Raw genomic sequence first — 24,866 nt, 5'->3', positions numbered from 1 at the left:
AGTAGAATGAAAAAAATTAGTATACTAGTTCCAACATATAATGAAGAAAAAAATATAGAACCTATTTCAAAAGAAATTATAAAAATTATATCTAATTTTAATTATGATTATGAAATTATTTTTATAGATAATTGTTCTACAGATAATACGAGATATATAATAAGAGATTTATGCAAAAAAAATAAAAATGTTAAAGCTATTTTTAATTCCAGAAATTTTGGTCCATTAAAGAATTTTTATTATGGATTAACTCAAATAACAGGAGATTGTGCAATACTTATATTTGCAGATTTTCAAGATCCTCCTAAATTAATATCTGATTTTATTAAAGAATGGGAAAATGGATATAAAGTAGTTATAGCTAAAAAAACAAAAAGTAATGAAGGTATTGTTTCCATTTTAAGAGGTATTTATTATAAAATAATATCTATTTTATCTAAAATAGACAGTGCCAAAATAATATCTAATTTCAATGGTTTTGGCCTTTATGATAAAGATTTTATTGATATATTGAGAAAAATAGAAGATCCTGAACCATATTTTAAAAATGTAGTTGGAGAATTTGGTTTTAAAATAAAAGAAATACCATATATACATGAAAAAAGAAAAACAGGTAAATCTAAACTTAGTTTTTATAAATCATATGACATAGCAATGTTGTCTATAATAAGTTATTCTAAAGTTATATTGAGAGTTTCAACTTTTATTGGATTTACATTTTCTATAATAACTTTTTTTATAGGATTAATAACATTTATACAAAAGATCGTACATTGGAATACATATCCAATAGGTATGGCGACATTAATGGTTGGTGTATTTTTTATAGGTTCAGTACAATTATTTTTTATAGGACTTTTAGGTGAGTATATTCTAAATATTAATCTTAGAATGGTTAAAAAACCATTAGTTATAGAAGAGGAAAGAATAAATTTTGATGAATAAAGTTATAATATTAGGTGCTGGAATATCTGGTATATCTGCAGGTTATAAATTAAAGCAAAAAAATATTAATTTTGAAATATTCGAAAAAGAAAATGAATATGGCGGATTATGCAGAAGATTAAAAATAGGTAAATTTATTTTTGATAGATTTCCGCATTTCTCTTTTACAAAAGACAATCAAATTATGGAATTATTTAATATTGCTTCTAATGAATATTACAGCCATATTCCAAATGTAGCTAATTATTATAAAGGTTTATGGCTTGGAAATCCTACTCAAAGTAATTTATATCCTTTAGATAAAGAACAAAAAATAAAAATAATAGAAGGTTTTAAAAATAGACCGAATATAGAAAATCCTAAAAATTATAGAGAATGGCTTGATGCTTCTTTTGGATATTATTTTGCCAAAGAATTTTCAGATAAGTATACCAGAAAATATTGGACTACAGAAGCAGAAAATATGAGTGTTAATTGGATTGGTTATAGAGTGATTAAAAGTGATTTGAAGGAAATAGAGTATGGTGCTTGGAATAAAGACAGTAAATCTAAATATTATGCTAGTGAAATGAGATATCCACAACATGGTGGATTTCAAAGTTTCTTTGATTCTTGGACCCCAAAAGAAAATATTAGATTAAATCATAATTTGATTAGATGGAATATTAAGAAAAAGGAACTATTATTTGATAATGGATATAAAACTAATTATGATAAAATTATATCTACTTTACCATTAACCTATATTACTAACATCATTGAAGATATTCCAAATAATGTAAAAGAAGCAGCCTCAAAGCTTTGTTATACATCAGGTTATACTGTATCGATAGGATTAAAAGGAAAAGTGAATTTACCTTATTTATGGTTTTATGTATATGATGAAGAAATTTTATTTCCTAGAGTTTACATTGCTAGCTTAAAATCTCCATATAATGCACCTGAAGGTTATACTTCATTGCAGACTGAAATACCTTGTTCTAAATTCAAACAAATAAATTTAAGTAATAATGAAATAGTGGAGCATACTATTAATAAACTTTTAGAAATGAAAATATTCGATTATAAGCAGCTAGAGTTTGCTCAATTAGATTACCATAAGTATGCTAATATATTATTTACACTCGATACAGAAATCAATAAAAAAATAGTTTTAGACTGGTTAAAAGAAAATAACATATATACAGCAGGTAGATATGGAAAATGGGAATATTATTGGACAGATCAAACTATAAATAGCGGATTTGAGGCAGCAAATAATATTATAGAAAATAAATGAGTATATGCTTATTATAAAAATAATTTTTTAATAAATTAATAAGAGTTTCATAAATTAATATAAAACTCTTATTAATAATATAGACTATATATAGTAATTTAATTATTCGCTTAAAACTTTTCTTAATACTTCATTAACAAGTTTAGGATTGCCCTGTCCTTTAGTAGCTTTCATAGTCTGACCTACTAAGAAACCGAATGATTTTTCTTTACCCGCTTTGAAGTCTGCTACTGATTTAGGATTTTCTTCTAAAACTTTTCTTATGATTGTTTCAAGCTCTCCAGTATCGCTTACTTGTTTGATTCCTTTTTTCTCTACTATAGCAGAAGGAGCTTCTCCTGTTTCGCACATATCTTCAAAAATTTCTTTAGCTATTTTACCGCTTATAACGCCTTCATCTATAAGTTTGAAGATTTCAGCAATATGTTCTGGTTTTGGTTTGAAATCTTTTATAGTTTGAAGTTTTTTGTTTAAGTATGCATTAACTTCTACCATAATCCAGTTGCTTATTTTTTTAGGCTGTTTAGGATATGCCTTAACTGCATCTTCATAGTAGTCCGCTAAAGCAGCATCTTCTGTAAGCACTACTATATCCTGATCTGGTAAATCATAATCTTTTTTAAGTCTTTCACGTTTTTGCTGAGGAAGTTCTGGGAGTTCTTTTTTAGCATTTTCAATCTCTTCATCTTGAAGCACTAAAAGAGGTATATCTGGGTCTGGGAAATATCTGTAATCTGCAGCACCCTCTTTTGAACGCATACCTTTAGTAGTGTTTTCTTTAGCATCATAAAGTCTTGTTTCCTGTAAGATTTTCTCTCCATTATTTAGAGCTTTTATTTGTCTTTTGATTTCATAATCAATAGCTAGTCTTACATTTCTAAAACTGTTCATGTTTTTTACTTCAGTTTTAACTCCAAGTTCTTTACTTCCTTTAGGGCGTATTGAAACATTGGCATCGCATCTTAAAGAACCTTCTTCCATATTACAGTCAGAAACATCAATGTATTTGAATATTTTTTTAAGCTCTGTTAAATATTGATATGCTTCTTCACCTGTAGAAATATCTGGCTCACTTACACATTCTATCAAACAGCAGCCTGCACGGTTTAAATCTACATAGCTTAAAGGTCTTCCAGTATCATCATGTACAAGTTTTCCTGCATCTTCTTCCATATGTATTCTGTTTATTCTTATGCTTTTATTGTAAGAGGAGCCGTCATCATTAAGTACAGTTATATCAAGATGCCCTTCTGTACAAATAGGTTCGTCCATTTGAGTAATCTGATAGTATGAAGGCAAATCCGGGTAGAAATAATGTTTTCTAGCGAATCTGCTTTTCTTTTGAATAGTGCAGTTAGTAGCAAGTCCTGCTTTAATAGTTTTATGCACCATTTCTTTATTAACTATAGGCAAAGTACCCGGGTGAGCCTGACATCTTGGACAAGTTAGTGTATTTGCAGGGGCACCGAAAGTATTTGGGCATGAACAGAATGCTTTTGTTTTAGTATTAAGCTGAACATGCACTTCTAATCCTATGACTGCTTCATATTCCATATTAATTAATCCTAATTATAAAAATATTATGTTTATTTTATATGAATTTGTATTTTTTTTCAAGTACAGCAAAAATTAAAAAATAGTTTAGCAGTATTAGTTTTGTGTAAAAAAATGCATGTTTAATAATATTTTATAATAATTAAAAATTGATTTCTTTGCTATGATATACTGGAACTATTTTATTTTGTCATCTGATGTACTTTATATAGAATTATCAATTCTTTTTCCTCCGCTTTTTCAAAGCTGCTTTTATATATAAATATACTTATAGAAAATAAAAATATTATGTATACAAAAAGTTAATATTTATACCTTTATGATATTTTGAAACAAGTTATATTGAAATATGCTGTATGATTATACATGTTATTTTTTATGAATTGCAAAAGTTAATAGGTTTAAATTTCTTAATAATCATTTATAATATAACATTAATATCATAAAAAGTGAGATTATGAAAAATATAGATAAATACTTCCAAGATATAGACAATTATATACAAAGCAGTAATTATGAGGATGCATTTTCGCTATGCAATAATATTTTAGATAATATTGATATTAATAATACAGAAGCTATATTTAAAGCAGGATACTGTGCTTATAAATTAGAAAGATATGATATAGCGATGATTAATTTTTTAAAGGCGTTATCATTAGACAAGTCAAATATTAATAAAGCTATGTATAAGTATTATATGGGAAGATGCTATGATATATTTAATTCATTAGAAGATTCTTTAGAATGTTTTAAGGGTGCCTATAAATTAGATAAATCAAATCATTACTATGCTTTATGGCTTGGCATCACCTATGCTAAGATAGGGGCTAATGATTACAATTATAATTTGTCTTTGCTTTATCTGTATAAGGCTTTTGGCATAGAGGATAGTTTATTATACAGGTATGCCGGATATTGTCATATGCAGCTGAAAAGTTATGATAAGGCTATAGAGTTTTTAGAGAAGTCTATACTTTTGAAAGATGATGATTATCTTAGCAGATATTATTTAGGCTACAGTTATTTTTCTGTTCAGATATATGATAAGGCACTTGAGAATTTGAGCGAATCTTTAAAATTAAAAGATGATGAGTTTAACAGCTGGCTTTCTATAGGCATTCTTTATAGGATAATAGATGAAGAGGCTTTATCGGAGGAATGTTTGGAGAAGGCTAGGAATATAGCTTTGAATTATAGTGATAATATAGATTATCAGCTTGAGTGTTTTATTAAACTTACTGAGGCTGAGGAAAATGAATATTTAAACTATCTTTATCTTGGTATTTGTTATGCAAAGTTAGAAAGCTATAAAAATGCTCTTCAATATTTGCTTCAATCCATAGAAATAAATGAAAAGTATTGCAGCGAAAATAATTATCTAGCTTATTATTGGATAGGATATATTAATTATATAGACAGCGAATATGAAGAGGCTGTAAAATATTTAGAGAGATCTATTAAACTTAATGATGATGAAGAGAATTATTTGATATTATTTTGGCTTGGGGATTCTTATTTTAGGCTTAGTAATTATAAAAAAGCATTATTTAATTTACAAAAATCTTTAGATCTCAAAGAAGATGAAATAGAAACATATAAATTAATAGCAAAAACATATCTTGAGCTTGGAGATAAGGATAAATATAATGAATATATTACCCAGTATAAAATACTATCAAGAAAAGATAAACATCATAATAATAGAAAAAATAATTCAGATAATCAGCTAAAAAAGATGCAGGAAGATTATAATAATCATTTTAAATCTTTTTATTATTCATCAGAGAGCCGTACTAATGACTTGGTATTAAAACAAAAAATATTTAATAGAACTGCTGAAATGAAATTAATTCAGAATGATGAGGATATTACATTTTATGATAATTACTATCATACAGTGAAAACAGATATTAATAATTTTCTCAAATATTTATTTGAAGATATAGAGAAATCGGATCTGTATCATTTATACTCCTCAAGTATAGAAAAAAAACATTATATAGATTTTGATAATTTTAATATAGATAATTTTCTATACTATAAAGACATAGTAGGAAAGGCTGTTAGGCTTGATTTTAATAAAGATAAAGAAGTAGTACAGTATTTAAAGATAATTGATAATTATGATACTATTATTATGGCTATAGATAATATAGAGAGCCTATTTAATTATACTTCTCTCTCTGTACTTCAGTTTATGGAATATTATTATCAAAGATATGATATAGAACTTTACTTTATACTTATGAATTTAATATTAAAATATTTATAAGTATAAAGTATTTTTATCCAAAATATTTATTTATTATCTTCTAAAAATTTAATTGCCCATTCGCTCATTAATATAGAAGATTTATATAGTTTTGATTCATCTATTTCAAATTTACTATTATGATGCGGTATATTTTTTTCTGTACCTGTTGCATATAATATGTAAGCTCCTTTAACTTTTTGAAGATATTCGGAAAAATCTTCTCCTATCATTGTAGGGGTGAATTTATCAGCTTTTTTATATCCCAAAGCAGAACATGCTTCGGATAACTGCAATGCTATTTGTTTATCATTAACTACAGCAGAAGAGCCCCATTCAATATTAACTTCAGCATTTGCTCTGTTTGCCAAAGCTGTATATTGTGATATTTCTTTTATTCTTTTGGCTATGAACTGTCTGTTTTCTTCGCTGAAAGCTCTGAAAGTTCCTTCTATAACTGCCTCATCGGGAAGTATATTGTATAATGTTCCTCCTTTGATTACACAAACTGAAATAACAGTAGGATCTGTTGCTGTAATTTCTCTGCTTTTTATATTGTATAGTGCCTGAGCTATCTGACTAGCTGTAAGTACGCAGTCTATACCATTTTGAGGATTAGCACCATGTGTACCTTTGCCTTTAACATTAATAATAAACTTATCATACGAAGACATTAATGCCCCCTCTTGTATAACAAACTCTCCGTTAGGTACTCCTTGTGCTATAATACCTAAATGCGTACCTACTATAGCATTAACCCCATTTAAAAATCCTTCTTCTATAAGATTTTTAGCTCCTTTTGCTGTTTCTTCTCCTGTTTGAAATAACAGTCTTACTTTTCCTTTAACTCTATTTTTATTTTCAAGTAAATATGATGCTGCCCCAATTAAACAAGCGGTATGTGCATCATGTCCGCAGGCATGCATGTTACCGTTTGTTGAAGCATAATCAAATCCAGTTTCTTCTTTTATAGGAAGAGCGTCCATATCTGCCCTTATAGCAGCAATATTTGATGATTTTGTTGTGCCTTCTATATCGCATATTATTGCCGAATCTTTTGATGCCTCAATAGGAGAAATTCCTAGTTCTTTTAATCTGCTTAAAACATAACTTTTTGTTTGAGGAAGATATGTTCCTACTTCAGGTATTTTATGCAAATCTCTGCGTATTTTTATTATATATTCATTTAATTTATTAGTATCCATTTATTATATCCTTGTAAATTTTTGGTATAAAATATTATATATAATTGCGGTAAATAAACAATAAAGTTTTTCAATAACTGATGTTTTATAATTATAAAAAGAGCCGCCTATATAAGCAGCCCTTTAAAAAATATTTATGAGTATTTAATGTTTGAGTATTATTTTATTATAATAGAATCTCCAGTAGCGAAATCGCATGATTTTATAGAGGCATCATTTTTTACAGCCTCTTTTACTCTGCTTCCGGAGCAATGACAAAAACCTGCTTTTTTTAAGCCTAATTTTTTTAAGTCAGAAATTGTATTATTTATTCTATCATCATCAGCCTCTGCTAAATGTATACCGCCGTATATGCTTGCTACATTAGAATGAAAATACTCTCCTACGGATTTTATCATATTAACAATTCCGGGGTGAGAGCATGCTGTTAATAGTGTAATTTCATTATCAGTTTTTATAACCAAGCAAATTTCATCATTGAAATTATCAGTTTTTATATCGTTATTTAAGTCCCCATATATAAAATGATTTGAAGGTTGTTCATAGCTGGTGTCTCTTACAAAACCGCTGAATACATAGCAATAATCATCTATTTTGTATATGTCTTTGCATACTATATGTTCTATATTGTTTTCTGATATAAGTTTTTCATCGAAAGGATTTCCTATATAAGCATATTTAAAATCATCAGCTCTATATTTTGATTCAAAAAAACCTTCTCCTGTGATAAGTTTTTTTATTTTATATTTCTGTACAAAATCAGCAAATCCTCCGCTATGATCATAATGCCCATGACTGCATACAACAGTATCTATTTTACTTAAATCTATATCCATTCTTTGAGCATTATAAATAAATGCAGAGCTTGCTCCAAAGTCAAATAATATTTTACTTTGAGGTGTTTTTATGAATAGCGAGAGTCCATGTTCATATTTAAGCGATTTATTTACAGCTGGATTATTTTCCATTAATACTGTTACAGATACCATATTAAACTCCTAAAATTATTTAAATATTAAAGAGAGTATAAACACTATTATTATAGTTGTCAAACCCTGAACTAATGTTACGCCAGTCTGACATTTGTATGCCTGCTGAGGAGTCATATTTGAAAACTGAGAAACTACCCAGAAATATGAGTCATTAGCATGAGACACTGTCATAGCACCAGCTCCTATAGCCATTATTACTAGTACTTTTTGTATTTCTGAAGTAAAGCCCAAAGTAGCCATTAAAGGAAGCATCATAGAAGAAGTTACTATCATAGATACAGTAGAAGCTCCCATAGCAGTTTTTAGAAGCATAGCGATTATAAAAGGAAGAAATACTCCTATATTAAATTGAAGTAAAGAACTGCTTAATATTTCAGCTATAGGCAGTGATTTTAATATTTCCCCAAAAGAACCGCCTGCTCCTGTAATTGCCAATATAGATGCAGAGTTTAGTATACCTTCAGACATGATAGATAATCTGTCATCTTTACTTACTTTAGTTAGAAGCGTCATAGATAAAAATATTCCAAGCAAGAGTGCAATAACTGGTGTTCCTATAAATGAGAAGAATGTTTTTAAAGCTCCGTCTCCTAAAGGTGCGGAAGGAAAGTCGGCTATTGATTTTAATGCTATTAATACTATAGGAAGAAGTATAGGAGAAAATGAATGCAAAGCTCCCGGGAGTTTTCCGTATTTATTCATTAAATCATCAACATTATCTTCAGAATTAGATTCTATATATATTTTGCTAGCCGCTTTTTTAGCATATATAATAGAAGCTGCTACAGAAGGAATTGATATAAGAAGCCCTACTAAAATTACTAAACCCAAATTAGCTCCCAAAGTTCCAGCCATAGCTATAGGTCCGGGAGTTGGAGGTACTAAACAGTGTGTGGCATATAGTCCGCCGCTTAAAGCAGTACCCATAACTGATAATGATATTTTGGATCTTGCTGCTAGTGCTTTTGATATAGGTGATAAAATTACAAAACCAGAATCACAGAATACTGGTATGCCTGTTATATATCCAGTAATACCCATAGTTAATACAGATCTGTCTTTTCCTACTATCTTTAATATAGTGTTTGCCATAGTTAAAGCAGCACCTGTTTTTTCTAATATTGTACCTATAATGGTTCCAGATATAATAACTATTCCTATACTGCTTAATATACTTCCAAAACCTGTTTGTACTTTTGTTACAACATCTCCAACTTTCATACCAGATAAAACACCAACTAATATAGAAATTGTTATTAATACCACAAAAGGGTGCTGTTTAAATTTACTTATAGCAATAATCATTACTATAACAGAAACGATTATTAATCCAAATATGTAAATGCCGTTCATTGTTATACTCCTTACTTTTTATTTTAAAGTGTATTTAAATAATTATGATTGTCTTTATTTATGTTCAACAATATCTTATATGTATTTTGTATATATGACACAATAAAAGCTATTATCATATTTATTTATGTATCAAGCACAATTATTATCTATATATTTATATGCTGCATATAATGAAAAGAGAGATTCATTTTTATATATTATATATAGGTTTGACATATTTATTATATATATTATTCTAATTATTATTATAAAAATATTGGGAAATAGATATGCCTTTAAATACTATAACAGCACAAAAATTATTAAAAAAGATAATGGATAAATTGGGTTATAATATCAATATTATGAATGAATACGGGGAGATTATAGCAAGCGGTGATGAATCAAGAATAGGGAAAATACATTCTGGTGCTTTGGAGGTATTGAAAGAAGGCAAAGATATGGAGTATTTTGATTTTATTGACAATAATATAGAGAGTGCAAAGCCCGGCGTAAACATACCATTATTTATCAATAATGAAATAATAGGAGTATTGGGTGTTACTGGCAATCCCAAAGAAGTAGGTAAAATTGCTGCTATTGTTAAACTCACTGCTGAAATACTCATAGAAAAAGAATTGGATACTGATAAAAAAATATTAAAGCAGACTTCTATTAATAATTATATTAATATGATGATATCTAAAAACAATGAGCATTATATTCCATCAATACTTATATGGCTTGAAAAAAATAATTATCAGATTGAAAATATCAGTAGGATAGTATGTCTTATAAAGTTTGATAATAATGATTATTTGGATAAAAACAGACTTAATGATTATATTATCTCCAAAATAAAATATCCTGCCGATTTTAATTCTCAGGATATAATATCATATTTTGGTGATAATGAATTTATACTGATAAAGAGTTTTGATAAGAAGCAGTACGGTTCAGAGAGAAGTATTTTAAATAAATTTTTTCTTAATTTAAAAAACTCTTTTGATAATAAATTGGGATTAAATTTTAAGGCTTCATGCGGAGCTGTATCAAAAAATATAAATGAAATTTCAAGCAGTTATGAACAGGCTAAATTTGTACTTAATTGGAATCAATATTCAAATAGCAGAGAAGTATTTTTTATAGAAGATTATATATTAGAGTTTTATATATCTGTTAATGATCAGTCTTCATTAAAGATGATATTAAGAAATGTATTAAAAATAATTAAAAACAATTCCAATTTTAAAGAAACAATTATTACTATGAGCAAATACAATATGAGTATAGCAAAAACAAGCAGTAAATTATCAGTGCATAGAAATACCATAGTATATAGAATGAAAAAGATAAAGGATATACTAAATTTAGATCCTATTAATAATAATATAGATAGAATTAAATTTCATATAATATCAATATTATTAATTAATAATAATAAAAAAACATAATAAAAAATAAGCAATGTATAAAAATAATATTTTAAGGAAATTGTTATGAAAATAGTAATAATACCAGATTCATTTAAGGGAAGTGCAAGCAGTATGGAGGTTTGCAATTGTATAGAGAAGGGGATATTAAAAGTATTTAAAAATGCCGAAATAAAAAAAATACCAGTCGCTGACGGCGGAGAAGGTACTGTAGACTCTATACTTTATGCGGCGGGAGGAAATATAAGAAAAATAAAAGTAAGAAATCCTGAAGGAAAAATTATAGAAGCTAAATACGGTATTATTAACAAAGATAAGGCAGTTATAGAAATGGCTGAAGCATCGGGTATTACATTAGTTGATGATAAAAATAGAAATCCTTTAAAATATTCTACTTACGGAACCGGAGAGCTTATAAAAGATGCTTTAAATAATAATATAAAAGAAATATTAATAGGAATAGGCGGAAGTGCTACCAATGACTGCGGCATAGGTATGGCTAATGCTTTGGGATATAGATTTTTGGATAAGAATAATAATGAGCTTGAAGCTTATGCAGAGAATATGATAAAAGTTAAATATATAGATGACAGCAATGTTGATAAAAGAATATTTGATATAAAAATAAGTGCTGCATGCGATGTAAAAAATCCCCTTTACGGAGAGAACGGAGCTACTGCTGTATATGGAAAGCAAAAAGGAGTTACAAAAGAGAGTTTTGATATACTAGATAATGGGCTTAAAAATATAGCTAGCGTTGTAAAAGAAAAGTTTAATAAAGAAATAGATTATATTGAAGGGGCTGGTGCTGCAGGAGGACTTGGAGGCGGACTTTTAGCTTTCTGCAATGCTGAGTTAAAAAGCGGAATAGATGCTGTGCTTGATATTATAGATTTTGAGGATCATATAAAAGATGCTTCTCTTATTATAACTGGGGAAGGAGCTATTGACGGACAGACAAAGAAAGGAAAAGTTCCTGTTGGTGTAGCAAGAAGGGCTAATAATATACCAGTAATTGCTATAGTAGGAGATATAAGAGATGGTGCTGAGACTGTTTATGATTTGGGTATTACTTCAATTATGCCTGCTTTAAAAAGGGCTATGCCTCTTGATGAAGCTATAAAAAACTCAAAAATGTTAATCGAAGATGCAGCAGAAAGAGCCTTGCGATTTATGAGCATTAATTTATAAATTATTATTAAATAAAAAAGAGAGCATAATATTTTTTATTATGTTCTTTTTTATTTTAAAAAAATTTATTTAGAAGATATTTATGTTAAAAAACTATTTATAAATTGTCTTCAATAGCATATACATTAAAATATCCTGTTTCTATATCTTCTATATCATCATCTATATTTTTTAATACAAACTTTAATTTTAATCCTACAAAATAATTTTTATCTGAAGCAATGCAGCGTTCTCTTTTATTATTATCTGTGCTGATATAATCATATACTTTCATATTAACATTTATATGAATATCCGAAATAACATATCCGTTTTCAAATATTTCTGTTGTTATAATCGAGTATTTATTTGTATATTCATATTCAGAAACTGCGTTTTCAGAGCATTTTTTTAATACGGCAAAATCTAAATAGCTTTCGGTATTATCTTTTATTATTGTTTCTATATTGTCATCTCTATAAATTTTTTCTCTAACTTCTTCTTTAGTCATAATTTTTAGTACCCTAAATTATATTATTGCAATAATATATTAAAAATGATATAAATATCAAGTATTAATAATTATTTTCAATTATAAAATGGAGAGTATTTAATTATGAGAGTTTCTGAAATAGAAAGAAATACTAATGAAACTAAAATAAAAATAAAACTTAATATTGATGGCACAGGCAAATATAAAAATGATACTAAAATAGGTTTTTTTAATCATATGCTTGATTTATTTGCCCGTCATGGCAGATTTGATTTGGAAGTGATATGCGATGGTGATGTGGATGTAGACTACCATCATTCAGTTGAAGATGTTGGAATAGTTTTGGGTAAATGTTTTTCTGAAGCATTAGGCGATATGAAGGGAATAAAAAGATATGGAAATTTCTCTATGCCAATGTGTGAGGCTTTAACTCTAATTGCTGTTGATATATGCGGAAGAAGCCATTTAGTTTTTGATAGCGATTTAAAACATGAAAAAGTGGGTGATTTTGATACAGAGCTTGTCAAAGAGTTTTTTACAGCTTTCATTAACTCTATGAATATTACTTTGCATATAAAAACCTTTTATGGGGAGAATACTCATCATATAATAGAATCCATTTTTAAAGGTGCAGCACGTGCTTTGTCTCAAGCCTGTGAAATAGATGAAAGATATAAAAATGAAGTTCTTTCTACAAAGGGTATGCTTGAAAATAATAAATAAACTATAAATAAGTTTTGACTTTTATATTTTATTTTAGTATAATATTTTAAAAAATATTGGTATAGTAATTTAGGATAATATTATGGTAGCTATAATAGATTATGGAGTGGGTAATTTATTTTCACTTATGTCATCTCTTAATTATACAGATATAGATAATAAACTTACAGATGATGAGAATGTTATAAAAAATGCTGATGCAATTATACTTCCGGGAGTAGGGGCTTTCAGAGATGCAATAGATAAGCTAGAAAAAAAGAACGGCGGAGTATTAAAGCATACCATAATAGAAGAGGCTAAAAAAGGAAAATTAATTTTAGGCATATGTTTGGGTATGCAGATGTTTTTTGATAAGAGTTATGAATATGGAGAATATAATGGTCTTGGTCTTATTAAGGGAAGTATTTGTCCTATAGATAAAGATTTGACAAACAAAGATTTGAAAGTACCTCATATGGGCTGGAATAATCTTAATATAAAAAAAGAGGATAAAATATTTAAATACATTAATAATATGGAGTATGTATATTTTGTGCATTCATATTATGGTAAATATTGCGATGAGAGTATAATAGCTGATAGTGAATATGATGTGAGAATACCAGCTGTTGTAAAAAATGACAATGTTTATGGTATACAGTTTCACCCAGAAAAAAGCGGAAACACTGGTCTTAATATATTAAGAGGTTTTAAAGATTTAATATAATTGAGTATATGGCTAAACCTTATATAATAAAAAAATAAGTTTAAATTAAAAGTTTTTTTATAATTTTTTATTATAGTTTTTCTATTTTCTGTCAGGAACTCACAAGTTTTTTATTTCTTCTATACTTAAACCTGTAACTTTGCTTATAACATTAATATCTATATTTTCTTTCTTCATATTTTTTGCCAATGAAATTTTTTCTTGTTCTATACCCTGTTCTATACCTTCTTTAATACCCTGTTCTATACCTTTTTTAATTCCTTCTTCTATTCCTAATCTTCTCTCTTCACTTAATGCTAATATATCAAAATAATTTTTTTCATACTCAGAATAATTATCAAATAAATCTTTAGTGTTTACAAATTTATTATATTCATCATAAACTTCTTTCATTATAGGATTTTTTTTCACTAATATTTCCATAATTTCCTCCATTTTTCCTTGTCTTTCTTTAAATGTTAAAAAGTAAAACCAAGCATCTAATTCATCTTTAAGACTAGAATTACTTGATAAATATTTAGGCAGCTCAAGAAAATGCATCTCAAAGTGATTTGTAAGTATATGATTGGTTTCTAGTTCTTTTATCAAATAACAGCTGTGCTCTTTATCAATGCCTTTTAATAAGTTAAAATCCAAAATATTAATAACTATAACCTGTTTTAAATCATTATATTTCTCATTGTTTCTTAAATTAGCAACATAGCCTTTAGCCCAGTAATATAAACTTCTATATACAAAAGACTGATTTCCTACTCTTTGTATCTCTATTAAAACAGTTTCACCGCTTTTAGTTATAGCACGCACATCTACTATCGATTGCTTATCATTAACAGTTTCTTTAAGATTAAATGTATTAAGAACTTTAATCTCTTCAAAAGTCTCCTGATTATAGTCAGCTCTTACAGAATTGATTAAGTTTTTCAAAATTTGTTCATGTCCTTCTTTAGCAAACAGATAACGCATAAAGTAGTCATTTAAAACATTAATATATCTCATAATATTATTATACCTAAACAAATGTAATTTGTCAAAAATAAAATCATATTTTGTTTTTAATATCTGTGGCTTTGCCCTGCGAATCACACAGAGTACCGTTCTGCGTGCTTTTGGCAAGTGGTAGATAAAATTTTATGTATTACAATATTTAAAATATAAAGTTCTAGTAATTGCGTTTTTTGCTCTGGGTACTTCGCCAAAACTTTTTATACTTCGGATACACTTTGCAAAAGTACAAGCATAAAAATAATACTAAATAGTACTAACTATGTTTTACATGTAAAATAAATTATTAAATTTAGCTGAAATATTAGCCTTTCGCTGCCGAAAGCACGCAGAACGGTGTGGATAGTCCCCGAATATATTAAAAATATAAAAACTAATTTTTGACAAACTTAAGAATTTTCATTCTATACAAAAAATGATTATAGTAAAGTTTTATAAATTAACAAAAAGCATATGTTAATTATTAATACACTAAAACAATGAAACTCTAGCACGCTTTATTTCTGTTCGGTATCTTTTTATTTCCCATTCAATATGCTCTTTGCTCCAATTTAATACATTAGCCATCTCTTCAGCTATATGCTCTGCTATTAATGTTCCGCAGTCATTTTCCGTAAGCATAAATCTTAATCTTCGCATCATTATATCATCTAAATGCAAAGCATGCTCTGTTTCTATAAAATATTTTATTAGACCTCTATTTATTCTGTAATCAAGCCCTACTTCTACCAAAAGAGAAGAATCATTTTTACAAAGTTCATTTAACTTGAGAATTAAGTTTATAGAGCCGAAATAATCCATAAGGAAATTAAACATTTTTTCATTTAAAACTAATTCTGTATTTTTATCAAATTTATTATTTATTACTTTTTCACTGCTGAACCATTTATAAGGTTTTCCGTACATTTTTATGAGTGTTTTAACTGCAGTATTTGAAGAAGTTGTAAAGTTTCCGCCTTCAACTAAAAATAATTTATACTTAGGGTGAGAATGTATTTTTACATCTGCAGGATTTAAAGGCATCATTCCAGACTGTGTGGTTATTATATGATTTTTATTTACTATTGAACTGAAATAAGTATTATATATATCAAGCAAATATTCAGCTTCATCGCTTGAGGCATATATACAGTCTAAATCATTATTATATTTTTTGATGGCAGGTCCTATAATAGTGGAGTTTTTCCAACGCATTAAAAATACATTAGGTCTTGATTTTATTTTAGGTAGAACAACAGATTTATTTATATGTATCAAATCACTGTCTATAACAAGATGAGTTCCTTTTACATAATTAACTCTATCTTCAAAATTGCTGTTAGGAAGAAGAGAACTTATGCTGTGTCCCCAAGCTCCAGCAGCAATTAATATATTTTTTGCAGAAGCTTCATAAACTTTTCTTTGAATATTATCAGTAAATACAACGCTTTTTATCTCTTTCTCATTATATTCAAATGCCTTAACTTCAGCATAGTTTAATATATCAGCACCATAGCTTTCTGCTTTTAATAGAAGCTCTATTACATATCTTGAATCATCTAATAAACCTTCATAATATTCTATAGCAGCTATTACATCATTATTAATTAAATCTGGTAAAGCTTCCAATGCTGAGTTTCTGCTATGCGATACATGTCTTTTTGTATGTCCGAATAATGAGAATAAATCATATAATGATGCTTTAAACTCCTCACGTATAAGTCTTGCAGAATTATGTTCATATATTGGGTTTATAATACCAAAATACGGGGAAGAGCTTTTATATATTAAGTTATTTCTTTCTCTTACCTGACGCACTGTTGATATAATATTTCCGCTTTTCATATCATTAAAACTGCCGGTAAGCATTTTGGAAGTACGCGAAGAAGAACCATAAGAAAAATCATGCTTTTCAAGTACAAGTGTAGAAAGCCCTATTCTTGAAGTTTTTAAAGCTATAGTAGCCCCTATAACACCGCCGCCTATAATGATGATATCATAATTTTTATTACTTTGCAGTATCTCAGCTCTACTTCTTGCCATAAATACATCTCCTATTAATCTTTTTAATATTTAATAAGAACATAATAAAACTCTATATATATAGTATATAACAAAATCTTCATAAATACAAATATTTTAGCAAATCTCTTAAACTTAATCTGTTTTTATTTTTATCTAAAAATGATATCATTTTTTTTGTTTTGCCATGACTGTCTATATAATGACCTTCAAACTCACCTAAATATTGTATAGGAAAAGCTATATATGCATTGTATGCTAGTACAGAAAAATATGGAGTGAATACTATGTAATTACCCTTATTTTTCTTAGCAAAATCTATTCTATCATCATTATCGTCCAATCCATCGCCTAATACTATAAACTTATTAGAGTTATTAATATCGTTATCTAGTTTTTTTAAATCTTTAATAGAATAATTATTAATATTGGTATAATTATCTCTGACATTGTAGGAGTTAGTAGCCATTTTATTTTTTATAAAATAGGCTTTTTTTATACCTAAAGAATAAATAAAGTCATCAAATGCTTTAATATCTTCAAGAGGGTACATTGTTGAAATTAAAGCAGCTGAAGAGTTAATATCAAGCTCATTAATAAACTTATGATATAATTCTTTAGCTTTGTCAAACTCATAAGCCATACCATTATAAAAAGGATTTTCAAGTATATTGTTGGAATAGTAATCTAATTTTCTTCCATAGTCGCATAGTCCGTATTTTTTGCCCTTTGGAGAAGATATATCTTTTATACTGTAATCAACATAGCTGTAATTGACATCGCAAAGATGATTGCAGCCTATACAAAAACTACTTATATTCTTTATATCGCTTATATCTTCATCAAGTTTTTTGTCTATGTTTCTTTGAGGCTCAAATACATGAGTAGGGCATAGATCCGTTATCATAGAATTATATCCGTCTATAACTTTATAATCTTGACATATTCCGCAGTTTATACATCTTTCATAGTTTGCTTTTATATAGCTTGGAAGTTTTATTTTGTTTATTATTTCTTTTATCTCTTTGATATTAATATCATTTTCATCTGAAGCGTTTTCTGATGCGGGCATTGAAATATTATAAATATCCAAATATTTTTTTAATTGGCATATATAATCTGCTTTGCAGCTTTCGCATATAGGTTTATGCATGTATAGTATAGATTTAAGAAGGGAAGTTCTGTATTTGATAATATCTTCATCATCATTTAATACGCTCATGCCATTTTCTACTATTTCATTACAGGCATATTTAAATGAATAGCTGTTTTCATTTTTCCTTTTTACTTTCACTAGGCATAATCTGCACATTAAAATGCTGTTTTTTTCTTCGTATGTATTGGTACTATTTGTTTTATATGAGCATAAATGAGGTATATCTGTATTAATATATGACATAGCCTGAAGTATAGTATATCCTTTTTGGGCTGATACTGTCTTGCCGTCAAAATTAAATTTTACTATCATTATAAATAAAACCTCATAAACTTTTTAATCTTTTATAAAACTGTATAATGCAACCTTATTTTCTATCAAATATAAAAACTCATCTCTAAACATATCTATAGAAGAGAGTATGCAGTGGGATAGTTTTTTTATATATAGGCATATGCTTCCGGTGTTTATCATTTCAATGGCTTCTTTAAGATTTGTATAATCTTCATTATCAGAGTTTCCTAAAAGCATTTTATTGATATAATATTCGCATAAATCAAATCCATAATGACAAGGCATACATTTACCGCATGATACGCTTTTGGCAAACTGCACTATTTTTAATATTACTCTCACCATACATCTGTCTTCTCTTATAAAGCATATTCCGCCGTTTCCAATATTCATATTAAAGCTATTAAAACATTCATAGTCTAATGTCATATTTTGAAAAGATATAAAGTCTATAGGAGGATTTAAAAAACCGTTTGTAAATACGCATTTTATACTGTAGTCTTTGATAGTACCGCATGCTCTTATAATATTTTTGATAGGAGTATACATTTCAAACTCATATATATTTGTATTTATAATATCTCCAGACATAGAAAGTATATAAGTTCCTTTGTTTTCATAAGCACCGTAATTTTTAAAGCTGAACTCTCCTATATGTGCTAAGTATGTAATCTGAGTTATAGTTTCCAAATCAAATATATATTTTTTATTTTCAAAGGATAGAGGAGTTATTCTTTCATGATTTTCGCTGTAGTATGTTTGCTCATCGTATATATTAATTTTTATATCGTATGCAAATCCTGCATCTTCAGCTTCTGCTATGGCTTTTATTAGAATCTTTTTTTCTTCGCTGTAGTAATCTTTAAGCACTATATTAATTATTTTAATGTTAAGAATTTTAGCTAAATATAATGCTCCGTCTAATATGAGGTGCGGATTATTTTTTATTAAGAATCTGTCTTTGAATACCAAATAATCAAAAGAGGCGGCATTTACGATTATAGAATCTTCTTTAATGTTTTTGTCTATAAGGATTTTGTATAGTGAATTTTGAAATGCATCTTTGGACATAACGGAGAAGTTATGAAGATTATTTATAAAACTTTCTTCTAAAGGTTTTGTAATTAGGTAATCTCCGAAATGATCCTTGTATGATTGGATATTAACAATATTATATTCACTATGCAGTACAAATTTTTTCATCTTTTTCTTAGATGTATAGCTTCTATATATTTAACAACACTTTTAAAAGACGATTTTGTACATTCCGTACCATTGATGAGTACTGGCACGGCATTATGGCAATTATGCATACACTCCATCTCTTTGAGGAGCATACCATCAGAAGACGGTACGCCTATTTGCAAGTCATAATGCGAACGTATAGCCTCTAATAGGGCATAAGAACCTTTCATAGAGCAGTGAAGTCCGACGCAAACCTCTATGACTGTTTTAATATCAGATGCCATACTTATTAATATCCCATTAAATAACTTTTACATTCATAAGAGATGAAAAAAACATTAATATGTATAATGTTAATTTATATTATTTCTTTTTATGCCTATTTTTGCGTAAACGTTTTTTACGTTTATGCGTAGCCATCTTTTGACGAAGTCTTTTTCTTCCTGAAGGCATATACACTCCCATTTTTATCTATTTTGAACGTTCATTATAACATGTTATGTAAATAATTTCAAGTTTAAACTTCAAAAACATCTTTTTATTTTTTTTATTTATTTTATAATTTGTACACTAAATATAGGAGTATTAAAAATGAGTGAATTAGAAAAGATGATTATGGGAATGGAGTATAATAGTTCGGATAGAGATTTAGCTTTGATGAGAGATAAGGCTAAGGATTTATGTATTGACTATAATATGTTGAAATCCAATCAGCTAAAGGAAAAAGAAGATATTATAAAAAGATTATTCTCAAAAATAGGAAATGACTTTTTTATTACAGCACCTTTTTACTGCGACTATGGATTTAATATAGAAGCTGGAAATAATTTTTATGTTAATCATAACTGCGTGATACTCGACTGTGCAAAAGTAAAATTTGGGGATAATGTTTTTATAGCTCCAAACTGCGGTTTTTATACGGCGGGACACCCTTTGGATATAGAGAGAAGAAACAGCTATATAGAGTATGCATATCCTATAACCATTGGAGACAATGTATGGATTGGGGCTAATACTGTTGTTGTGGGTGGTGTAAAAATAGGAAGCGGTGTAGTAATAGGTGCTGGAAGCGTTGTTGTAAAAGATATACCTGATAATGTTCTTGCTTTTGGGAATCCATGCAAAGTGATTAGAGAAATAACTGATGATGATAGAAAAAAGAGCTTAAATTGGAGCGATATTAAATAATAAAAATATATAAAATTAGAATATAAAAAAAATAATCATAGCATATATTATTATACTATGATTATTAATGTATAAACTAAAAAATATTAAATAAATTTTCTATTTACTTAAATATTAAAATCTCTCTATATCTGTGAGTTTTTCTACAGTTTTTGCTAAAAGATAAACTCCTACGCCAGTAGCACCTTTTGAAAGATATTTTGAATTACTATCGCTTATAGAAGTGCATGCTATATCCAAATGAGCCCATTTAGCCCCTTCTGTAAAGTATGATAGGAACTGAGCTGCTGTTATAGTACCTGCATATCTTCCGCCAGTATTTTTTATATCGGCTATATCAGATTTAATCTGTTCTTTATACTCTTCAAACATAGGAAGCTCCCATACTCTTTCATAAGTATCATCGCCAGCATCTTTAAGAGCAGAAGCCAAAGCCCTGTCATTAGACATTAATCCAGTAGCATTTCTTCCCAAAGCTATAGAACATGCACCTGTTAAAGTAGCAATATCTATTACAAAGTCTGGATTATATTTTTTTATTCCGTAAGCTAGGGCATCAGCAAGTATTAGTCTTCCTTCAGCATCTGTATTAACAACTTCTACAGTAACGCCGTTATACATTTTTAATATATCTCCTGGATTAATTGCACCGCTTCCAGTTTTATTATCTGTTAAAGGACATATCACTGTAACATTAGCGTCTAAGTTCATATCAGATATTAAAAATAAAGCTCCGCAAACAGCCGCAGCTCCGGACATATCATCTTTCATTCCAAGCATACTGTCAGCCGGTTTTAATGACATTCCGCCGGTATCAAATGTTATTCCTTTTCCTACTAATAGTATATGTTTTTTAGCTTTTGCTTTTTTGTACTGAGCAATAAATACTCTAGGAGGATTTTTACTTCCTGCATTAACTCCGAGTATTCCGTTCATATTTAATTGTTTTAATTCTTTTTCTGTTAATACAGTAGTAGTTATTTTTCTGCTTTCAGCCTGTTTTTTGGCTCTGTCTGTAAATGTTAAAGAGTTGATAATATTACTAGGTTCATTAATAATATCTCTTGCCCAAAATATGTTATTTGCTATTTGAGATGCTTTTGATATAGCATTTTCTGTATCTTTTTTGTGTTCAGAAACTAGAAGTATATTTTTTATAGAAGGCTGTTCTTTTAATCTTTTATCTCCCAAATAATTATCAAAGCTGTATGAAGCAAGCATTATTCCCAAACAGAACTGTATATATGATTCTTCTGAAGCTATTTCAGAAAATAATTCTGCCATATCTACTTCTATATCATCAATATGCAAGTCTTTCATAATTTTTATAAGAGAAGCACCTGCATTTTTCCAAGTTTCGTACATATAATTTTTTACTTCCTTATATGTAATAAAAATAACTCTAGTACTGCTTGCAAAAGCAAATGCGAAAGGAGTAGAAGTGCTGTAATATTTGTCTTTTACTAGGCCATTAAATAACTTTATATACTCTTCATTAAATGTGCACACTTTAGGCTCTTCTTTTTCAACTTTTACAAAAATTGCTACTGTATGTTTTTTTATAAAATTAATTGTATGTTTGAGTTTCATTTGTCGGATCCTTGATTTAAAGATAACATTCAAGTAATAATTATATATAATGTTTATTTTATGTCAATTATACTAGGTAATAAAAATATGGTATTGATTTTTTTTACAGAAAATGTATGATGATATCACAATAATTTATAGGAGGTTTTATAATGAAACAAATATTAATATGTGTATTATATTCTGTATTGCTATTTTCTATACTTTCCTGCGGTAGTGGAGTAAGTAAAACCAATCCGGAGGGCTGGATTAATGATAATACTTTCAGAGTAATGGGCATGGGTATTCCTTCTGATGATGAAACAGATAAATTCAGAAGAGAAGTAGAAGCAAAACAGGCAGCTGAATTAGACGGAAAAAATAAAATAGCAGCTAAAATAGTGGGTTCTTACATAGAATCATTAAGTTCTACAGAAAAAGGTATGATAGATGAATACGTTATACAGGAGAGAGTGGCTGGAAGAGTAAGAGGGCTTTCTGTTGTAGAGAGCAAATGGGATTCAAAGCAAAACTGTACTGTTGTAATGGAATTATATTCCAAAGGTCTTAAAAGTCAGATTGATGATTTAGTTGCAAAATATCTTAATGAAGTAGGTATGCAGTATACAGCTCAGGACGTGGCTGGAATGGTTAGAACTTATAAATAATTATTAATAGCAGTTTTGAAATAAATATTATTATTAGCCGTATTTTTTTGTGATTTTTGAAAAATTAATTAAAAAAAATTATTATTAATCGATAACTAAAAATATATATATTTTGTTATATTAATAGTATAGTAATAATATTTTTCATTATTATTTTTATTGCAATTGACATGTTAAAATAGTATAATATACAAAAAGGAGGTAATTTATGAGAAAAATATTGATTATTTTAACAATTTTATCTGTTTTATTTGCAGTTTCATGTAACAGCACAGGTGTAAGCATGAGCAGACCAGAAGGCTGGATTGATAATGATACATTCAGAGTAATGGGTATGGGAGTGCCTTCTGATGATATAGATGCTACAGATAAGTTTAGAAGAGAGCTTACTTCAAAACAGGCAGCTGAACTAGACGGAAAAAATAAAATAGTAGCTAAAATAGTGGGTTCTTACATAGAATCATTAAGCTCTACAGAAAAAGGTATGATAGATGAGTATGTTATACAGGAGAGAGTAGCTGGAAGAATAAGAGGGGCTTCTGTTGTAGAAACTAAATGGGATTCTCAGCAAAACTGTACTGTTGTAATGGAACTATATTCTAAGGGGTTAAAAAACCAAATGGACGCTTTAGTTACAAAATATCTTAATGAAGTAGGTATGCAGTATACAGCTCAGGACGTAGCCGGAATGGTTAGAACATACAAATAAAAATAGTTTTTTGTGTAAAAAAATAAGGGGGCTATTGTTAATAGCCCTCTTTTATTTTGTGTATAGCAACATAGCAAAAATCTTGAAAATATTTTTTTATGCTATTGCAATATACTATTCAAAATAATATAATAAATCTTATTTTTATTTATAAAATTTTATAGATATTAGGAGTTATTTAATGTATAGAGAAGATATAAGCGGAAGATTGGCATTTGTTTCTGGGGCTAGTGCTGGTATTGGAGAGGCTGCAGCTAGAATGCTTGCTTCTAATGGGGTTAATCTTATACTTGCAGCCAGAAGAATAGAAAGACTTGAAAGTTTGAAAAATCAGCTTGAAAAGGAATATGATGTAAAAATAAATATTATAAAGTTAGACTTCTCTAAAACCGAAGATATTGTAAAGGCAGTTGATAGTATTGAAAATAAAAATATAGATATACTTATAAATAATGCCGGTTTGGCTTTAGGTAAGGATTTGTATTATAATAATAGTTTGGAAGATGCTTTGCAGATGGTAAGGGTAAACTGTGAGGGTTTAATAGTATTAACCAGACTTTTAATGCCTTATATATTAAAAAGTAAATACGGTCATATAGTAAATTTATCTTCTACTGCTGCCGATGAAGCCTATAGCGGAGGTGCTATTTACTGTGCCACAAAATCATTTGTAGAGATGTTCGGAGACAGCATAAGAGTAGAATTAATAGATAAGCCTGTTAAAGTAACAAATATTAAGCCGGGTGCAGTTAATACAGAGTTTTCTACTGTGAGATTTAAAGGCGACAAAGAAAAGGCAGATAATGTATATAAAGGATTTATTCCTTTATATGCTGAAGATATAGCCGATAATATAGAGTATGTATTAACACGCAGAAGCCATGTTCAAATATCAAGCATGACTATTATGGCAGAAAATCAAGGCAGTGCTACAATAATACATAGAGATAATAAATAATTTATTTTTTTACTTTTACTTTTTAAATAAGGGAGTTATTTTTTTCT

Annotated in this window: 22 protein-coding genes; 11 read left to right on the top strand and 11 right to left on the bottom strand. The window is 28.2% G+C overall.

The window, feature by feature from the left end; genetic code table 11:
• The first annotated feature begins 6 nt into the window (after positions 1 to 6).
• Together BMUR_RS05775 and BMUR_RS05770 are read left to right on the top strand one after the other, a co-directional pair.
• Positions 7 to 945, top strand: coding sequence for a glycosyltransferase family 2 protein (locus BMUR_RS05775; protein WP_013113661.1), 939 nt, complete (start codon positions 7 to 9; stop codon positions 943 to 945).
• Positions 938 to 2,224, top strand: a complete 1,287-nt coding sequence (locus tag BMUR_RS05770) for a protoporphyrinogen/coproporphyrinogen oxidase (protein ID WP_013113660.1) — start codon at positions 938 to 940, stop codon at positions 2,222 to 2,224. Before BMUR_RS05775 ends, BMUR_RS05770 begins: the two co-directional genes overlap by 8 nt.
• Positions 2,225 to 2,326: 102 nt before the next feature.
• On the opposite strand, the gene gatB is transcribed toward BMUR_RS05770, so the two are convergent.
• The gene (gene gatB / locus BMUR_RS05765; protein WP_013113659.1) at positions 2,327 to 3,778 is read right to left on the bottom strand and encodes an Asp-tRNA(Asn)/Glu-tRNA(Gln) amidotransferase subunit GatB; all 1,452 of its coding nucleotides are present in this window, start codon (positions 3,776 to 3,778) and stop codon (positions 2,327 to 2,329) included.
• 457 nt (positions 3,779 to 4,235) lie between these two features.
• On the opposite strand from gatB, the gene BMUR_RS05760 reads away from it, so the two are divergent.
• Positions 4,236 to 6,053, top strand: a complete 1,818-nt coding sequence (locus BMUR_RS05760; protein WP_013113658.1) for a tetratricopeptide repeat protein — start codon at positions 4,236 to 4,238, stop codon at positions 6,051 to 6,053.
• 26 nt (positions 6,054 to 6,079) lie between these two features.
• Here the strand turns inward: BMUR_RS05760 and BMUR_RS05755 are convergent, their stop codons facing one another.
• The 3 genes from BMUR_RS05755 to BMUR_RS05745 form a co-directional block, all read right to left on the bottom strand.
• Entirely contained in the window at positions 6,080 to 7,237 is a 1,158-nt protein-coding gene (locus tag BMUR_RS05755) for a M20 metallopeptidase family protein (RefSeq protein ID WP_013113657.1), read from the bottom strand.
• A gap of 158 nt (positions 7,238 to 7,395) precedes the next feature.
• The gene (locus BMUR_RS05750; protein ID WP_013113656.1) at positions 7,396 to 8,226 is read right to left on the bottom strand and encodes an MBL fold metallo-hydrolase; all 831 of its coding nucleotides are present in this window, start codon (positions 8,224 to 8,226) and stop codon (positions 7,396 to 7,398) included.
• A gap of 15 nt (positions 8,227 to 8,241) precedes the next feature.
• Positions 8,242 to 9,582 (bottom strand): GntP family permease, encoded by a 1,341-nt coding sequence (locus BMUR_RS05745; RefSeq protein ID WP_013113655.1) that lies wholly within the window; start codon positions 9,580 to 9,582, stop codon positions 8,242 to 8,244.
• A gap of 272 nt (positions 9,583 to 9,854) precedes the next feature.
• On the opposite strand from BMUR_RS05745, the gene BMUR_RS05740 reads away from it, so the two are divergent.
• Both BMUR_RS05740 and BMUR_RS05735 read left to right on the top strand, forming a co-directional pair.
• On the top strand, positions 9,855 to 11,018 hold the full coding sequence (locus tag BMUR_RS05740; RefSeq protein ID WP_013113654.1) for a CdaR family transcriptional regulator: 1,164 nt from the start codon (positions 9,855 to 9,857) through the stop codon (positions 11,016 to 11,018).
• Between the two features lie 45 nt (positions 11,019 to 11,063).
• Positions 11,064 to 12,188, top strand: coding sequence for a glycerate kinase family protein (locus BMUR_RS05735; protein ID WP_013113653.1), 1,125 nt, complete (start codon positions 11,064 to 11,066; stop codon positions 12,186 to 12,188).
• 97 nt (positions 12,189 to 12,285) lie between these two features.
• On the opposite strand, the gene BMUR_RS05730 is transcribed toward BMUR_RS05735, so the two are convergent.
• Positions 12,286 to 12,678, bottom strand: a complete 393-nt coding sequence (locus BMUR_RS05730; protein ID WP_013113652.1) for a hypothetical protein — start codon at positions 12,676 to 12,678, stop codon at positions 12,286 to 12,288.
• A gap of 105 nt (positions 12,679 to 12,783) precedes the next feature.
• On the opposite strand from BMUR_RS05730, the gene hisB reads away from it, so the two are divergent.
• Entirely contained in the window at positions 12,784 to 13,383 is a 600-nt protein-coding gene (gene hisB / locus BMUR_RS05725) for an imidazoleglycerol-phosphate dehydratase HisB (protein WP_013113651.1), read from the top strand.
• Between the two features lie 82 nt (positions 13,384 to 13,465).
• Entirely contained in the window at positions 13,466 to 14,089 is a 624-nt protein-coding gene (gene hisH, locus BMUR_RS05720; protein ID WP_013113650.1) for an imidazole glycerol phosphate synthase subunit HisH, read from the top strand.
• Between the two features lie 99 nt (positions 14,090 to 14,188).
• On the opposite strand, the gene BMUR_RS05715 is transcribed toward hisH, so the two are convergent.
• From BMUR_RS05715 to BMUR_RS05695, 5 genes are all read right to left on the bottom strand, one after another.
• Positions 14,189 to 15,085 carry an Rpn family recombination-promoting nuclease/putative transposase gene (locus BMUR_RS05715; RefSeq protein ID WP_013113649.1) on the bottom strand — a complete coding sequence of 299 codons (897 nt, stop codon included), beginning with the start codon at positions 15,083 to 15,085 and terminating at the stop codon, positions 14,189 to 14,191.
• Between the two features lie 477 nt (positions 15,086 to 15,562).
• Entirely contained in the window at positions 15,563 to 17,113 is a 1,551-nt protein-coding gene (locus tag BMUR_RS05710) for an FAD-dependent oxidoreductase (RefSeq protein ID WP_013113648.1), read from the bottom strand.
• 79 nt (positions 17,114 to 17,192) lie between these two features.
• Entirely contained in the window at positions 17,193 to 18,560 is a 1,368-nt protein-coding gene (locus tag BMUR_RS05705; protein WP_013113647.1) for a 2Fe-2S iron-sulfur cluster-binding protein, read from the bottom strand.
• A gap of 24 nt (positions 18,561 to 18,584) precedes the next feature.
• Positions 18,585 to 19,745 carry an NADH-ubiquinone oxidoreductase-F iron-sulfur binding region domain-containing protein gene (locus tag BMUR_RS05700; RefSeq protein WP_013113646.1) on the bottom strand — a complete coding sequence of 387 codons (1,161 nt, stop codon included), beginning with the start codon at positions 19,743 to 19,745 and terminating at the stop codon, positions 18,585 to 18,587.
• Positions 19,742 to 20,011, bottom strand: a complete 270-nt coding sequence (locus tag BMUR_RS05695) for an NAD(P)H-dependent oxidoreductase subunit E (protein WP_013113645.1) — start codon at positions 20,009 to 20,011, stop codon at positions 19,742 to 19,744. The genes BMUR_RS05700 and BMUR_RS05695 overlap by 4 nt, the downstream gene beginning before the upstream one ends.
• Before the next feature lie 307 nt (positions 20,012 to 20,318).
• Here BMUR_RS05695 and BMUR_RS05690 point away from each other — a divergent pair, with 307 nt between their 5' ends.
• On the top strand, positions 20,319 to 20,915 hold the full coding sequence (locus BMUR_RS05690) for a sugar O-acetyltransferase (protein WP_013113644.1): 597 nt from the start codon (positions 20,319 to 20,321) through the stop codon (positions 20,913 to 20,915).
• 114 nt (positions 20,916 to 21,029) lie between these two features.
• Here BMUR_RS05690 and BMUR_RS05685 read toward each other — a convergent pair whose 3' ends face one another.
• Positions 21,030 to 22,505, bottom strand: coding sequence for a leucyl aminopeptidase family protein (locus BMUR_RS05685; RefSeq protein ID WP_013113643.1), 1,476 nt, complete (start codon positions 22,503 to 22,505; stop codon positions 21,030 to 21,032).
• 152 nt (positions 22,506 to 22,657) lie between these two features.
• On the opposite strand from BMUR_RS05685, the gene BMUR_RS05680 reads away from it, so the two are divergent.
• From BMUR_RS05680 to BMUR_RS05670, 3 genes are all read left to right on the top strand, one after another.
• Positions 22,658 to 23,152: a hypothetical protein gene (locus tag BMUR_RS05680; RefSeq protein ID WP_013113642.1), complete on the top strand. Its 495-nt coding sequence runs from the start codon at positions 22,658 to 22,660 to the stop codon at positions 23,150 to 23,152.
• A gap of 208 nt (positions 23,153 to 23,360) precedes the next feature.
• A complete protein-coding gene (locus BMUR_RS05675; RefSeq protein WP_013113641.1) occupies positions 23,361 to 23,861 on the top strand; it encodes a hypothetical protein in 501 nt (166 codons plus the stop codon).
• Positions 23,862 to 24,042: 181 nt separating this feature from the next.
• Entirely contained in the window at positions 24,043 to 24,819 is a 777-nt protein-coding gene (locus BMUR_RS05670; RefSeq protein WP_013113640.1) for an SDR family NAD(P)-dependent oxidoreductase, read from the top strand.
• Positions 24,820 to 24,866 lie beyond the last annotated feature (47 nt).

The sequence above is a fragment of the Brachyspira murdochii DSM 12563 genome, assembly GCF_000092845.1.
In the GTDB taxonomy this organism is placed as follows: Bacteria; Spirochaetota; Brachyspiria; order Brachyspirales; family Brachyspiraceae; genus Brachyspira; species Brachyspira murdochii.
Note: the sequence above shows the minus strand (reverse complement) of the source record. Positions and strands in the feature narration are given on the sequence as shown.